The organism is Streptomyces sp. NPDC051664 (genome assembly GCF_044453545.1).
Lineage (GTDB): Bacteria > Actinomycetota > Actinomycetes > Streptomycetales > Streptomycetaceae > Streptomyces.
This window is the reverse complement of sequence record NZ_JBITCU010000065.1, coordinates 1-13517: the sequence shown is the minus strand read 5'-3', so window position 1 is coordinate 13517 and position 13517 is coordinate 1. Positions and strand designations below refer to the sequence as shown.

Sequence of the window (13517 nt, the reverse complement as noted above, 5' to 3'; positions counted from 1 at the left end):
GAAGTGGCTTCGAGGCCGGGGAGCGGGTCCGGATGGCCTACTATCCGTCTTCAGAGTGACGCCGGTCATATGGGCCACCCCACACGGCAAATGCCTCAAACCGGCACAAGAGTGACCCAGATCATGTGGCCTGCGTCATATTGGGAACGCTTTATTCGCTCACCGTAATGCTGGATATGCATTCCGTATTGGCGGTGGGGAGAGGTGGATTGCTCTCGCGAACCGGCGGGGAATCCCGTCCTTTGGTCGTACACATGGGCGGTCCGGAGGCGGCCGGGGAAACCGAGCGGGAGCGGACGGTGCCCGCATCGGTGCGCAGCAGGAATTGGGGAGGCGGTGGCCCCCTGGGCCCGTTACGGAGTGAACGCCGACTTACAGCACGCCCTGGAGGACCGGGACCATGCCTGCGCGCTACAGGCGAGGGGCGACATGGCCGACCACGCAGAGGCGGCCGAATCCTACGAGTTGCGCCACGGCGAATTCAGCCCGCGCCCCTGCCCTGCTGTTCCTCAGTGGTTCCCGTCGGCGTAGGGGGAGTGAGGGCGGGCCTCGGTGGCGATGACAGCCGCCTGGATGCGGCGTTCTACACCCAGCTTGGCGAGCAGCCGCGAAATGTGGTTCTTCACGGTCTTTTCCGAGAGGAAGAGCTGCTTGCCGATTTGGCGGTTCGTCATTCCCTCGCCGACCAGGTCCAGGATCTCGCGCTCGCGTGGGGACAGCCCCGAAAGTGCGTCGTCCGCAGCACAGGCAGGGGTGTCGTCGTGCCGGAGCGTTCTCATCAGACGTGTGGTGGTGGCGGGATCGAGCATGGACTGGCCCGATGCGACGGCCCGGACCGCGGAGACAAGGTCCGATCCCTTGATCTGCTTCAGCACGTATCCGGCGGCGCCGGCCATGATGGCGTCCAGCAGTGCGTCGTCGTCGTCGAACGAGGTGAGCATCAGACAGGCCAGGCCGGGCATGCGGGATCGCAGTTCTCGGCAGACGGTGATGCCGTCGCCGTCCGGCAGACGTACATCCAGGACTGCTACGTCCGGTCGTAGCGCGGGCCCGCGGGCGAGCGCATGGTCGGCGGTGCCCGCTTCACCGACGACCACGATGTCCGGCTCGGTGTCGAGCAGATCACGCAGGCCCCGGCGTACGACTTCGTGATCGTCGAGCAGGAACACCTTGATGGGCGCTGATTCCGAGAACTTGGGTGCGTCATCCATGATTGCCCCTTGCCCGCTCGTGCGTTCCGGCCCCTGCCTTGCCCACATCTTCCTGGTGGCGCCAGGGCCGGACGGCTCATGGCCGTGTGCCGTGGAGCCTGCGTTCTCCCCGACGGGACGGCTGGGTTCCCATTCAACATCGACCACGGCCCGCACCGCGTGCGCCGAACCGGAGCTCCCGTCCTGCGGGCGCAATTCCACTCTCGCTCTCCGGACGGCTTCTCCGATTGGGCCGGTGCACCCGTTCTGGGTACCGACCGGCCCATGCATGTCGGCGGCGCTCCGGCACAGGATGGCAGTGGAAGGGCGCTACGGAGCAACGCGCACCAGGGAGCGATCGCGATGAAGGCATTCGTTTTCCACGGGCCGGGCAAGAGTTCCTGGGACGAGGTACCGGACCCGGATCTCGAGGACGCGTCGGACGCCATTGTCCGAGTCGGCACGACAACGATCTGCGGCACCGATCTGCACATCCTCAAAGGTGACCTGCCTGAGGTGATGCCGGGCCGGGTGCTCGGCCACGAGGCAGTCGGGGAAGTCGTAGAGGTGGGCGACGACGTGCGGACGGTCAGTCCCGGGGACCGGGTGCTGGTGTCCTGCATCTCCTCGTGCGGTCGTTGCCGTTTCTGCCGTGAGCAGCGCTACGGGCAGTGCCGGGGCGGTGGCGGGTGGGTACTGGGACACCTGATCGACGGCACGCAGGCCGAGTACGTGCGCGTCCCGTACACCGACCTGTCGGTGCACCCGCTCCCCGCGGCGGTGGACGACAAGGACGGCGTGCTGCTCTCCGACATCCTGCCCACCGCCTATGAGGTGGGGGTGCTCAACGGCGGCGTCCGCCCGGGCGACACCGTGGTCATCGTCGGCGCCGGCCCGATCGGGCTGGCCGCCATCGCCACCGCACGGCTGTACTCCCCGGGGCGGATCATCGTTGTGGACCTGGCGCAGTCCCGGCTGGAGGCGGCACGTGCGCTCGGGGCGGACGCCGTGGTGAACGCGGGAGAGGATCCTCAGCAACTCGTCGAAGACCTCACGGAAGGCCTCGGGGCCGATGTGGCCATCGAAGCGGTCGGTGTACCGGACAGTTTCGAACTGTGCACGAGGGTGATCCGCCCGGGTGGGCATGTGGCAAACGTCGGGGTGCACGGCGAGCCCGCAGACCTCCACCTGGAGGATCTGTGGATCAAGGATGTGACGATCACGACCGGGCTCGTGGACACGTACTCCACACCTGTCCTGCTGCGCATGCTGACCGCCGGCCGTCTGTCCACGGGCTCGCTGGTGACGCACCACTTCGACCTCGCCCAGATGGAGGAGGCGTACGAAGTGTTTGCTGCCGCAGCCGAGACCGGCGCGCTCAAGGTGGTGCTGGGCGGCGTGCAGCACGACGTCGTCGATGTGCCCGCATGACGGTGCGGAGGACGTCCTCGATCGCTGTCGAGGACGTCCTCCCTGTCGCTACGTCACTGGGGCTGCGGCACTACTGCGACCGGACAGTGCGCATGGTGGAGCGCCGCGTGGGCGGTACGGCCGATCTGCAGGCCGACGTGCCCGTGCCGGCGCGGTGCTCCCACGACGAGGAGGTCGGCGGCGGCGGATCGGTGGACGAGTACCTGATGGGCCGGCCCTTCGACCGTGGAGCGGCGTACGGCGACATCGGGATGTTTGCCGAGGAACGGTCCGAGGGCCTGATCGAGCTCCGTTTCCGCGCGCATCTCGCGGGAGATGCCAGGGGCGCTGGTGTCGCGCAGGAGACGGGTTCCCTCGTGCCCCGGGCGACGCCAGGAGCGTACGGCGTCGATCTCACATTTCCGGGTGGCGGCCTCCCGGAACGCGAAGGCGACGGCAGCCGTTCCCCGTGCCGGGTCGGCCACACCGAGGAGAATGCGGCCGTGCGCGCCGACTGTTCCTGCGGCGTCGCCGCGCACCACGACGACGGGGCAGTGTGCGCGGGCCGCCACGGCCAGACTGACCGAGCCCAGCAGGAGCTCCTTGAGCTGGCCGCGGCCCCTTGACCCTGTGACCAGCATCGTGGCCCTGTGCCCCTCGTCCAGCAGCGCGGTGACCGTGTCCTGCGCCAGCACCTCGGTTGTCACCCTCACCTCGGGGTTACGGACTGCGGCACGTGCGGCTGCGTCGGTCACGATGCTGTCCGCCAGCACTTGCTCGGAGGGGCGTTCGAGGCCCTGTTGCAGGCTTGCCGCCTCGTAACGTTCCCATCGGGAGACGTACACGAGTCGCAGCGGGAGCCCGTGTCTGGCCGCCTCGTCCGCGGCCCAGTCGACTGCCCGGAGACTGGAATCCGATCCGTCGACGCCCACGACCAGGGGCAGCTCCATCGTCCCCACCGCCTTTCTTCCCACGGCCGGAAGAACCCCGTGTCGCCACCGTGACACCCGCGCGGGACCGGCGGGAGGGACGATCGGTCCCCAATGGGGGACGTTCGGCCCAAGGCGAGCGGCAGTTGCCCGGAGCGGAGGATGCGGCGCCGACGGATGCGGCCGACCCGCTCGGCGGCGAGCCGGGCTGCCCACAATCCCGCCAGGGACCACGGGACAGCCCTTAGGGCCGGTCGGTCCCCCGGTCACCCCCCGGACAGCCCCTGCGGACCACCGGAAAACCGGTGGAAACTGGTATCAGGTCCGTCGGAGGAGGCGTCGAGACGGCCGGGACCGAAAAGAGATCCATCCGCTTCTCGCCACCTCACCGACGACGAATGCCGCCCCTGCGGAGGAGACCCGATCATGACCTCTCCGACCATGCGGTCGCTCGGCACCGAGCACCGCGACCGGCTCATGCACTTCGCCACGGAAGTGTCGTTCCCCGAAGGGACACGCATCTTCGAGGAAGGACAGAGGGCCGACCACTTCTGGATCGTGCGGACCGGCACCGTCACTCTCGACTTCTGTGTGCCGGGACGCCCCCCGGCGGTCATCGAGTCCCTCGGGCATGGTGAACTCATCGGCTGGTCCTGGCTGTTCAGCCCCTATGTGTGGCAGCTGGGAGCAGAGGCGATGACACTGGTGCGTGCGTATGAGCTGGACGCGGCTCAGGTACGCCAGGCGTGCCAGGCGGATCCCGAACTGGCCACTGCCGTGGCTCTGTGGGTCGCCCGGGTGGTGGCCCACCGGTTGCAGTCCGCCAGGGCCCGGCTGCTCGACCTGTACGCCCCGCACGGAAGCGGGCTGACCGACGGCACCTGAGCCGTCGGTCAGCCCGAGCGGACCGCCCACCCGGGGCGAAGCGCGCTGGAGATCGGGTACCACAGTCGATGGCATCACCGGCTGGGACGGGGCGCGCTCGCGGCCGGATCGCGGCGCCGGAACGTTCGAGGCCGGATCTCGGTGTGCGAACGGTTTACGGTGCGGGAACGGTGATGACGGGGCAGTGCGCCCGGTGCAGCAGACCATGAACCACCGAGCCGAGCCGCATGCCGGTGTAGCCACCCTGCCCTCGTCGGCCGACCACGACAGCCAGGGCGCCCTCGGAGGCCCGGGCAAGCTCTTCCACGGGGTGGCCCCGTGCCACCTCGTGCGTGACGTGCACGTCCGGATACTCGGCGGACGGCCCGGCGACCGCTTCGGACAACAGCTTGAGCCGCTCCGGCTCGGCCGAAGCCGGCTCCCTGAAGGAGACCATGGACGTCTGCCGGACCAGCAATGCACGGAGCTCGGCGCCACGCAGGGCGGCCTCTTCGAAGGCGAAAGCCACAGCTGCGTCCGAGGCCGGGCTGCCGTCGACTCCGACGACCACGTGGGGCGGCTGCTGGGTGTTGTCCTCGGGCTCTCGCACCACGACGACCGGACAGGGCGCCTGCGCACTGACCGGCACGGTAACCGAACCCGCGCTCAGGAATTCCGCGAGGCGGCCCAGCCCGCGCGTTCCCAGCACGATCATGCGGGCCTGCCCGCTGTGCCGGCAGAGCAAGGGGGCAGGCATTCCGTCCAGCAGTTCGGTGACCACCTCGAGGTCCCCGTGCCGTTCGAGGACACGGGCTGCCGCCTGCTCGAGCGAGTCGCTTCCGTGGGCGCGCAGGGCCAGATGCTGTGCGGTGCTGTCCACGTGGTGGCCGTGGTGCGTCGGAGGGACGGCCAGCAGGAGCCGCACGGTAAGCCCTCTGCGGTGGGCCTCGTCGGCTGCCCAGACGAGCGGCAAGTCGAACGGTCTGTTCAGGTCGACACCGACGAGCACTTCGGAGGGGTCCACGTTGCTGGTCATGACTTCTCCTGTTCCGGTTCTGCGGCCACCCCGGCACGCGGCACGAGCAGGACCGGGCAGTGGGCATGGTGGAGCACGGCATGGGTGACCCGTGCCGGCGACGGCCCGAGGAGGTGGGGACCCCGCCCGCCGGCCATGACCAGCAGGTCAACGTCGCGTGATGCCTCGACCAGCACACCGGCCGTCGAGTTGCCCTTCTCCACATCCGTCGTCACGGTCAGGCCGGGGAACTCCTCACGGATCCGGTCCGCAGCCGTCGAGATCTCGTCGGAGCGCCGGTGGGCGATCTCGTCGACGTCATCCATCAGAGGAGCGACGAGGCCCACGTACTGGAATACGTTCCAGACGCTCAGTATGCGCAGGGAGGCTTTGCGTAGTTCGGCGGCCCGTGCCGCATGGCGGACACAGTCCAGGTCTGCTGCGCCGCCCAGGGCAGCCAGTACGACACCCGCCCGCGCGCGTCGCCCGTCGTCGCGGACCACGACGACGGGTACCTCGCCGTCCGCCGCCACCTGCAGTCCGACCGAGCCGAGCAGCGATGCGGAGAACCCGCCCAGTCCGCGGCTGCCGACAACGATGGTGCCGTCCGTTCCGGCCGCCGAGCGCAGGCCGGCCGCCGGCTTGCTCCGGCTGAGTTCGGTCGTGACCTCGACACCGGGATGGTGCCGGGCGACTTCGGTTGCCGCCCTCTCCAGCAGCTCCCGTCCGGCCTTCCCGATCCGGTCCAGTGTCTCGACGGATATGTGCGCGGCCCGGTTCTCGGTGTCAGTGCCATGGACGATACGCAGCGGGCTTTCTCTCCGTGCCGCTTCGGCGGCCGCCCACAGGAGTGCGGAACCGGCAGCGGCCGAACCATCGGTGCCGACCACGACCACCCCGTACTGCGGAGGGCCGGAAGCGTTGCTCGTCATCATTCCTCCTTGCCATATCGGGGCATCCTTCACGTTGCCACCACGGCCTTGCGCCGGACGAGGGCCGGAGGGGCCCGGGTGAGGGCCGACGGTCCCCTGACCGCTGTGCGGCGCGCAGGCCGTACCGGGCGCGCTGCTCAGCCGTCCGCTTCCGTGCCGGACAGAGGCACCCGCCACACGATCCGGGTTCCTCCCCCGGGCGGGGCGTCCTGACGGAACACTCCTCCCAGTGCGACGGCTCGCTCCTGCATGTTGTGCAGTCCACTTCGTGAAGCTCCTGGCGGGACGCCCACGCCGTCGTCGGTGACGGTCAGTGTCACCTTGCCTGCGGCCGCCTCGACGTGCACGTCGACGTTACGAGCGGCGGCATGACGGGCGGTGTTGCTCAGCGCCTCCCCCAGGACCGCGATGAGGGGACCGGACACCGCCGGTGGCACCTCGGCGTCGATGGAACCGTCCACCCGCAGTGTGGGTCTGAAGCCCAGCAAGGGCGCCGCGGCCTCGATTGCCGCGGTCATCTGCCTCGTCACCGCGTGGGCCCGCCAGCCGTCTTCGTGGGTCCGCAGACCGAAGATGGTCGACCTGATGACCTTGATGGTGTCGTCGAGATCGTTCACCGCCCGTTCCAGGCGCTCCGCGGACTCCGGGTGCTGCACGAATTTGAGTGCACTCTGCAACGTCATACCGGTCGCGAACAGCCGCTGGATGGCGAGATCGTGCAGATCCCGGGCGATCCGGTCCCGGTCCTCGAGCAGGGCGATCTGCTCGGCGTCACTGCGTCGATCGGCGACTTCCATGGCCAGGCCCGCCTGCACGGCGTAGCCCGCCAGCGGCGAGATCTCAGGGGGCCGGAACTCCGGTCGGCCGGAGCTGCGGGCGAGCAGCAGAACTCCGCGCACGCTCCCGCGCTGTCCGATGGGCACCGCCACCGCCGGCCCCAGCCCCGTGTACCGTGACGCGTCCTGCCCCAGCCGCGGATCATGCACCAGATCACTGCTGACCACCGGCTCCGCCGAGTCGAACGCCGCTCCCATGAAGCTCTCCCCGGGCCCCGGAATTTCGCACCGGACCGGACTGTCGGCGTCGACGGTAAGAGCATTGCGGAGCCGTCCTCCGTCACCCGAGGGCACGGCTATCACCCCGAACTCCGCCGAGACGATCTTCCTGGCGCTCTCGATGATCACCTTCATGACCTCGGCGCCGGACGCTCCCGACAGCAGGATGCTCGTCACCTCGGCGCTCGCTGCGTTCCACTGCTCGCGTCGCCGGGCCTCCTCGTACAGCCGCGCATTCTCGATCGCCACTCCCGCTGCGACCGCGAGGGTGGACAGCACCGCCTCGTCCTCGGCGTCGAACTCCCTCGCGCTGCGCTTCTCGGTGAGGTAGAGGTTGCCGAAGACCTCTTCCCGGACGCGGATCGGCACCCCCAGGAACGAGTGCATCGGTGGGTGATGGGCCGGGAAACCGTAGGAGGACGGATGATCGGAGAGCTCCGCCAGCCGGAGCGGCGCCGGATGCCGGATCAGCTCTCCGAGAATGCCGTGCCCACTGGGCAGGGATCCGATCCGCTCCCGCTGCTCGGCGTCGACACCGACCGTGAGGAACTCCGAGAGCCGGTCCTCGCTGCTGATCACTCCCAGCGCGCCGTACCTGGCGTCCACCAGCTCGACGGCAGCCTCCACGATTCCGCGCAGCACCTGGGCGAGGTCCAGTTCCTTCCCGACCGAGAGAACTGCCTCGAGCAGACTGTGCAGGCTGTCCCGCGTCCCGCGTACGGCGCTGATACGGACCTCCAGCTCGCGGAGAAGCTCGTCCAGAGGGAACAGCGCGAGGCCCTCGGCACCCGCCGCATGCTCTTCGCTCACCGCGACACCATCCCCTCCGGCCCGGTTGGCGCCTACCTCTCACGATAGGGCTCCGGAGGACATCGGGCCCGGGCCGCCGCGGCCGGCAGCGGGGCCCGGAGACCACCGTGGCCGGACCGGGGGATGGGCTGCGCGGGGCGTGGACCGGGCCGGTCGGCCCATGCGGTCTGCGTCGTTCCGGCACAGGATTGATGCTGAGGCCGAACGGCGCGAATGCGCAGACAGCGATTGCACCGACCAGCAGAGGGATGTGCGCAACATGTCGGAGGAAGAACCCCGGGAGCCCTCGCCCGAGGAACGCGCGACGGCGCCGGGTGACGTGGGCAGGCGCATTGCGGCACGTCGCGAAGAGCTGGGACTCAGCAGGCAGGAGGTGGCCGAGAGGTCCGGTTCGGCCACCACCTACATTCAGTACCTCGAGGAACAGCAGGCCATGCCCAGCATGAGCTTCATGCTGCGGCTGGCCAATGCTCTGGATACGACCGTTTCCGAGCTCACCGGCAGCACCATGGATCTTCCGCCCGGTACCGGCCATGCGGGTTATCGCTCGCAACTGATCGAGCTGAGCGCTGATGAGTGCCGCAAACTGCTGTCCACGCACGGGGTGGGGCGGATCTCGGTCTCCACGACGGAGGGGCCGGCAGTTGTCCCGGTCAACTACGTGGTCGTCGACAGCTTCCTGGCCTTCCGGACGGTAGCTGGTGCCACGCCCGCCGCCGCGGCGGGCCACGTGGTCGCCTTCGAGGTCGACCACATCGACGACGCGCTCAGCCAGGGGTGGAGTGTTCTGGCCATCGGCACTGCGTCGACGGTGACCGACCCGAACGTCGTACGGAACCTGAACGAGGTGGCGTACACGGACCCGTGGCCGGACGGACGCCGCGACCTGTGGCTGACCATCACCCTCACGCGGCTCACCGGCCGGCGAATCCACGTACACCAGAGCCACACCCCGCCTTCGGGATGATCCTCGGTGCATGCGGCAGGGGGTGGGAGCCGTGCCACCGTCTGCGCAGCTCCCACCCGGCCCGCCACTTCCGCGCGCCCACCGCGCGGATGATCTCCTGCTTGACCTCGCCGCCCCGGTCGTCGGCGGCCGGGGCCCGCACGGAGATGTACCGCGCGTCGTCCGGCACCCGCACCGAGCCGGTCCAGGCGGCGGACTTGCCGCGTACGCCGTCGAGTTCGACGGAGGTCCACGTCGCACCGTCGTCGAAGGAGACCTCCAGCGTGGAGCCGGTGATCCTCCCGGTGTCCGGCGCGCCCTTGACGTACTCGGAGCAGATCCCGAGATCCAGCCGCTTTCCGGCCCGCACATCACCGTGCAGGTCGGTGTCGACATCGAAACCGAGGTTGAGCATCGGCAGGTACGTGTACCGGTCGGCCGGCGTGGCGGGACTCGACGTTCCCCCGCGGGTCCCCGGGCACGCGATCGCGCTCCGAACCCGGACTGCCGTGGTCAGCGTTCGTAGGTGCCGGTCAGGCGGCCTCTGGCGACGACCGGGGCGGTGACCAGAGGGGCCTCGCCCGGTCGGCGGTGCCGGACGCGCTTTCCACGGTGCCGGCGAGGGCGAACAACAGGTACCAGTGGGAGGCCTGCGGGTCCATCAGGAACAGCAGCAGCGTTAGCCTCGGTGCCCATGAACCAGCGGCAGCGGAAGAAGCTCTCCCGGCACCTCGTCGTAGCAGCCTTGCTGGGTGACACCACCCGTGTGAAGGCGCTTCTGCGGGCGGGGGCCGACCCGGAGCGAGCGGACAGCGAAGGCACCACCGCTCTGTATCTGGCATCCGTGAATGGAGCAGCCGAGATCGCCCGCCTGCTCCTGGCGGCCGGGGCATCCCCGGACACCGAGAGCAGCGGACTCGGCTCGGAAGGCACGCCTCTGTGTGCAGCCGCTTGCTGGGGGCACACCGAAACGGTGCGTGAACTGTTGGCGCACGGCGCCGATCCGAACCTGCGTGAAGATCATGGCGTGGGCCGATCGCCCCTGAACTGGGCGATGGACGGCCCCCATCCCGAAACTGTCGCTCTCCTCACCGCAGCGGGAGCAACCTCTCACGCGCGAACCGCATAGCATCGCCGTTCGTCATCAGGGCTTCATTCGGCTCGATCGATCTCACCACGAGCCACTTTGTCGCAGGCCCGAGTTGCCATACCTGGCCTCGGCCGCAGCCCTCAGCAGGAGGCGGTTCGGCGTGAGCGAGCCACCGGCCTGCGAGCAGAGCTGTCCGACGCCGTCGGTGATCGTGGCCTGGATCGACGTACGGGTGCGACCGCCCTGCAGCAGGATGCCGGTCACGTCATGGGTCTCCCCGACAAGCAACGGGCATAAGTTATACCTGTTCAGACGCATCGTCAGAGACTTCTCGCCGGAACAGTCGCACTGGTTGCTGTCACCCCGCACGCCTCGTCGAGTGCCATCGCGCACTACTCCGCAGCCGAGGCCGGCATCCGCCATGGCGCGTTGCCTTCCCGGTGACGTCAGACCGCGCCTTCGGCGCGCAGGGCGGTGATGGCGGTGTCGTCGTAGCCGAGCCCGCGCAGCACGCTGTCCGTGTGCTCGCCCACCGCGGGAACAGGGTCCATGCGGGGGTTCAGCCCGCTGAGGGTGGCGGGCGGCAGCAGGGCCTTGATCGCGCCGCCCGGAGTCGGCACGTCCCGCCAGCGGTCACGGCCGGACAGGACCGGGTGATTCCAGTACTCCTCGACCGAATTGAGCCGTGCGTTGGCGACCTTCGCGTCGTCGAGGAGCTTCACCGCGGCGGCCGCGTCCAGCTCCGCGAAGCGTGCGGCGACGATCGCGTTGAGTTCGTCGCGGCGGGCCACCCGGGCCGAGTTCCGGTGGAAGCGAGGGTCGGTGGCGAGCGAGGCGTCGCCGAGGAAGACCTCGCAGAAGGACGCCCATTCGCGTTCGTTCTGGATGGCGAGCAGCACGCTCCTGCCGTCCGCCGCGCTGTAGGGTCCGTACGGGGCGATCGTCGCGTGCTGGACGCCGACGCGCGCGGGCTGCGTGCCCGAGTACGCCGTGTAGTACGCGGGGGAGCCCATCCACTCCGAGAGCGCCTCGAAGAGCGACACCTCCACGGAGCGGGCCCGGCCCGTCGTCCGCCGTTCGTACAGTGCGGTGAGGATGCCCGAGTACGCGTACATGCCCGCTGCGATGTCGGCGATCGAGATGCCCACCTTGGCGGGCTCTTCGGGCGCACCGGTCAGCGACACCACACCCGTCTCGCACTGCACCAGCAGGTCGTACGCCTTGCGGTCCGCCCAGGGGCCGGTGTTGCCGTAGCCGGAGATGTCACAGACGACGATGGAGGGGTACCGCTGGCTCAGCTCATCGGCTCCCAGGCCGAGTCGGCGCGCTGCGCCCGGGGCCAGGTTCTGCACGAAGACGTCGGCCTCGGCGAGCAGCCGCTCCAGGACCTCGCGGCCCGCGGGCGTCTTGATGTCGAGTGTCAGCGATTCCTTCGACCGGTTCAGCCACACGAAGTAGCTGGACTGGCCGTGCACGGACTCGTCGTAGCCCCGGGCGAAGTCGCCGGCACCCGGGCGTTCGACCTTGATGACTCTGGCCCCCAGGTCGGCGAGCTGGCGGGTGGCGAAGGGCGCGGCGACGGCCTGCTCCAGGCTGACGACAGTGATTCCTTCGAGGGGAAGAGGGCTCATGCGTGGCTCCTTCGGACGGTGTACGGGGAAAGTGTCGCGCATCAGGTGTGCGGCACCCTTCCGGTCCAGGCCGACGAGCAGTCCGGGCACGTCTGCCACGCAGTCGGTGGGCGCGGTGGCTAACTCCTCCTCAGTGTCTGGGAGTTGGGAGGCACAGGGCTGCAGTGCGAGGGTGGCGCGAAGCACGGTTCCGTCGCCCGATCGTGATCTCGACGGAGGTACCTCCGGTCAGCAGCCCGGAGCCTTCGGGGGACCGCACGGTCTCCACCAGACTTCGCTGGCGCTGACCGTCGTCGAGTACCGGCCGCGCGCGCCGAGGCGCTCCGCGCGCGCCTGACGACGAGGTGTGATGTGTGAGCCCCGGCCCCCCATGAGCGGTCGGGGCTCTTCGGTCGCACACCGCCTCGGAGACATAGCCGTCCACCTTTGCGGACGTCGCCCCGAGCCGTGCCATGCGTTGCCCCAACGGGCCACCCGGGTTGCGGTCCCGAGAGGGGCTGGTACGGGTGCGGCGCCGCGGACTGCGAGGGCGACATCTCACGCACCTCACCGCGGTCCGAGCGCTCGGTGAGAGGCTCCCGGGCTGCATCGAGTGCGTCGCGGAGGGCTCTAGGACCAGGGGGCCGAGGCCTGGGGCAGTAGGTCACTCGGCACCCGGAAGCAGCTGCTTGCAGAGGCCCTTTCGTTCCGGCTGTCGCCCTGCGCCGGTGTGCGGTGGCGGGCGTCAGGTGCCCCGCCTAGCGTGACCGATGGCAGCAGAGCCCCGGAGACAGAGAAAGGGTGCGAACCTCATGGCCGACAAACCCGCCATCGTCCTGGTCCACGGTTTCTGGGGTGGCGCCGCCCACTGGGGAAAGGTCATCCTCGAGCTGCACAGGCGAGGTTTCAACTCCCTGCACGCGGTGGAGATCCCTCTCACCTCGCTGGTCGACGACGCTGCACGCACGCGGAAGATGGTGCAGCAGATCGAGGGACCTGTGGTGCTGGTGGGCCACTCGTACGGCGGAGCGGTCATCACGGAGGCCGGGGACCTGCCCAACGTGGCTGGGCTGGTCTACATCGCCGCATTCGCCCCGGACGCGGGGGAGAGCTGCGGTCGGATCAGCGAGGAGACGCCTCCGGCAGGGATGGAGAACCTGGCCCCGGATTCCGACGGCTACCTCTGGATCAAGCAGGACAAGTTCCATGAGAGCTTCGCCCAGGATCTGCCGGCCGACGAGGCGCTGGTCATGGCAGTGACCCAGAAGGCACCGCTTGCATCGACGTTCAGCGACACCGTCACCGCTCCGGCCTGGCGCGCAAAGCCTTCCTGGTACCAGGTCTCCACTGCGGACCGCAGGATCCACCCCGACAACGAACGTCGCATGGCGCAGCGCATGAACACGCGCAGGACCATTGAACTGGACGCAAGTCATGCTTCTTTGGTCTCCCGGCCAGGCCCGGTCACCGACCTGATCCAGGAAGCGGCCGGCGTCTGACTGCGGCCGCCGGCTGTACGGAGACGCCTGGCCGCGGGAGCCGTGAAGCGCACCCGCGGCCGGTTCGACAGGTCAGCCCTTGCGGGTGTTGACCTCGTCGGTGAGCTGGGGGACGACCTGGAAGAGGTCGCCGACGACGCCGTAGTCGACGAGGTCGAAGATCGGGG

13 protein-coding genes are annotated in these 13517 nt (G+C 69.2%); 5 read left to right on the top strand and 8 right to left on the bottom strand.

Features of this window, described 5'->3' with window-relative positions; translation table 11 throughout:
• Window positions 1–509 precede the first annotated feature (509 nt).
• A complete protein-coding gene (locus ACIA8E_RS40685; RefSeq protein ID WP_399306955.1) occupies window positions 510–1211 on the bottom strand; it encodes a response regulator in 702 nt (233 codons plus the stop codon).
• Between the two features lie 342 nt (window positions 1212–1553).
• On the opposite strand from ACIA8E_RS40685, the gene ACIA8E_RS40680 reads away from it, so the two are divergent.
• Window positions 1554–2621: a zinc-dependent alcohol dehydrogenase family protein gene (locus ACIA8E_RS40680; RefSeq protein ID WP_399306952.1), complete on the top strand. Its 1068-nt coding sequence runs from the start codon at window positions 1554–1556 to the stop codon at window positions 2619–2621.
• A gap of 53 nt (window positions 2622–2674) precedes the next feature.
• Here ACIA8E_RS40680 and ACIA8E_RS40675 read toward each other — a convergent pair whose 3' ends face one another.
• Window positions 2675–3550, bottom strand: a complete 876-nt coding sequence (locus ACIA8E_RS40675) for a universal stress protein (protein WP_399306950.1) — start codon at window positions 3548–3550, stop codon at window positions 2675–2677.
• Between the two features lie 405 nt (window positions 3551–3955).
• Here ACIA8E_RS40675 and ACIA8E_RS40670 point away from each other — a divergent pair, with 405 nt between their 5' ends.
• Window positions 3956–4414: a Crp/Fnr family transcriptional regulator gene (locus tag ACIA8E_RS40670; protein ID WP_399306947.1), complete on the top strand. Its 459-nt coding sequence runs from the start codon at window positions 3956–3958 to the stop codon at window positions 4412–4414.
• A gap of 154 nt (window positions 4415–4568) precedes the next feature.
• Here the strand turns inward: ACIA8E_RS40670 and ACIA8E_RS40665 are convergent, their stop codons facing one another.
• The 3 genes from ACIA8E_RS40665 to ACIA8E_RS40655 form a co-directional block, all read right to left on the bottom strand.
• Window positions 4569–5429 carry a universal stress protein gene (locus ACIA8E_RS40665; protein WP_399306945.1) on the bottom strand — a complete coding sequence of 287 codons (861 nt, stop codon included), beginning with the start codon at window positions 5427–5429 and terminating at the stop codon, window positions 4569–4571.
• On the bottom strand, window positions 5426–6340 hold the full coding sequence (locus tag ACIA8E_RS40660) for a universal stress protein (RefSeq protein ID WP_399306942.1): 915 nt from the start codon (window positions 6338–6340) through the stop codon (window positions 5426–5428). Before ACIA8E_RS40660 ends, ACIA8E_RS40665 begins: the two co-directional genes overlap by 4 nt.
• Before the next feature lie 137 nt (window positions 6341–6477).
• Window positions 6478–8205, bottom strand: a complete 1728-nt coding sequence (locus ACIA8E_RS40655) for a GAF domain-containing protein (RefSeq protein ID WP_399306940.1) — start codon at window positions 8203–8205, stop codon at window positions 6478–6480.
• A 259-nt stretch (window positions 8206–8464) separates the two neighbouring features.
• On the opposite strand from ACIA8E_RS40655, the gene ACIA8E_RS40650 reads away from it, so the two are divergent.
• On the top strand, window positions 8465–9172 hold the full coding sequence (locus ACIA8E_RS40650; protein ID WP_399306937.1) for a helix-turn-helix domain-containing protein: 708 nt from the start codon (window positions 8465–8467) through the stop codon (window positions 9170–9172).
• Here the strand turns inward: ACIA8E_RS40650 and ACIA8E_RS40645 are convergent.
• Window positions 9120–9566, bottom strand: a complete 447-nt coding sequence (locus tag ACIA8E_RS40645) for a hypothetical protein (RefSeq protein WP_399306935.1) — start codon at window positions 9564–9566, stop codon at window positions 9120–9122. The genes ACIA8E_RS40650 and ACIA8E_RS40645 overlap by 53 nt on opposite strands.
• A 279-nt stretch (window positions 9567–9845) precedes the next feature.
• Here ACIA8E_RS40645 and ACIA8E_RS40640 point away from each other — a divergent pair, with 279 nt between their 5' ends.
• On the top strand, window positions 9846–10280 hold the full coding sequence (locus tag ACIA8E_RS40640) for an ankyrin repeat domain-containing protein (protein WP_399306933.1): 435 nt from the start codon (window positions 9846–9848) through the stop codon (window positions 10278–10280).
• A gap of 42 nt (window positions 10281–10322) precedes the next feature.
• Here the strand turns inward: ACIA8E_RS40640 and ACIA8E_RS40635 are convergent, their stop codons facing one another.
• Together ACIA8E_RS40635 and ACIA8E_RS40630 are read right to left on the bottom strand one after the other, a co-directional pair.
• Window positions 10323–10505: a hypothetical protein gene (locus tag ACIA8E_RS40635; RefSeq protein WP_399306930.1), complete on the bottom strand. Its 183-nt coding sequence runs from the start codon at window positions 10503–10505 to the stop codon at window positions 10323–10325.
• A 182-nt stretch (window positions 10506–10687) separates the two neighbouring features.
• Window positions 10688–11872, bottom strand: coding sequence for a CaiB/BaiF CoA transferase family protein (locus ACIA8E_RS40630; RefSeq protein ID WP_399306928.1), 1185 nt, complete (start codon window positions 11870–11872; stop codon window positions 10688–10690).
• A gap of 791 nt (window positions 11873–12663) precedes the next feature.
• Here ACIA8E_RS40630 and ACIA8E_RS40625 point away from each other — a divergent pair.
• Entirely contained in the window at window positions 12664–13350 is a 687-nt protein-coding gene (locus ACIA8E_RS40625) for an alpha/beta hydrolase (RefSeq protein WP_399306925.1), read from the top strand.
• Window positions 13351–13517: the final 167 nt, after the last annotated feature.

Excerpts from the sequence above, each read along its gene's own strand:
- ACIA8E_RS40675 (WP_399306950.1), bottom strand. The coding sequence starts at position 3,550 with ATGGAGCTGCCCCTGGTCGTGGGCGTCGACGGATCGGATTCCAGTCTC.
- ACIA8E_RS40640 (WP_399306933.1), top strand. The coding sequence starts at position 9,846 with ATGAACCAGCGGCAGCGGAAGAAGCTCTCCCGGCACCTCGTCGTAGCA.
- ACIA8E_RS40625 (WP_399306925.1), top strand. The coding sequence starts at position 12,664 with ATGGCCGACAAACCCGCCATCGTCCTGGTCCACGGTTTCTGGGGTGGC.
- ACIA8E_RS40660 (WP_399306942.1), bottom strand. The coding sequence starts at position 6,340 with ATGACGAGCAACGCTTCCGGCCCTCCGCAGTACGGGGTGGTCGTGGTC.
- ACIA8E_RS40665 (WP_399306945.1), bottom strand. The coding sequence starts at position 5,429 with ATGACCAGCAACGTGGACCCCTCCGAAGTGCTCGTCGGTGTCGACCTG.
- ACIA8E_RS40670 (WP_399306947.1), top strand. The coding sequence starts at position 3,956 with ATGACCTCTCCGACCATGCGGTCGCTCGGCACCGAGCACCGCGACCGG.
- ACIA8E_RS40685 (WP_399306955.1), bottom strand. The coding sequence starts at position 1,211 with ATGGATGACGCACCCAAGTTCTCGGAATCAGCGCCCATCAAGGTGTTC.
- ACIA8E_RS40645 (WP_399306935.1), bottom strand. The coding sequence starts at position 9,566 with ATGCTCAACCTCGGTTTCGATGTCGACACCGACCTGCACGGTGATGTG.
- ACIA8E_RS40650 (WP_399306937.1), top strand. The coding sequence starts at position 8,465 with ATGTCGGAGGAAGAACCCCGGGAGCCCTCGCCCGAGGAACGCGCGACG.
- ACIA8E_RS40630 (WP_399306928.1), bottom strand. The coding sequence starts at position 11,872 with ATGAGCCCTCTTCCCCTCGAAGGAATCACTGTCGTCAGCCTGGAGCAG.
- ACIA8E_RS40680 (WP_399306952.1), top strand. The coding sequence starts at position 1,554 with ATGAAGGCATTCGTTTTCCACGGGCCGGGCAAGAGTTCCTGGGACGAG.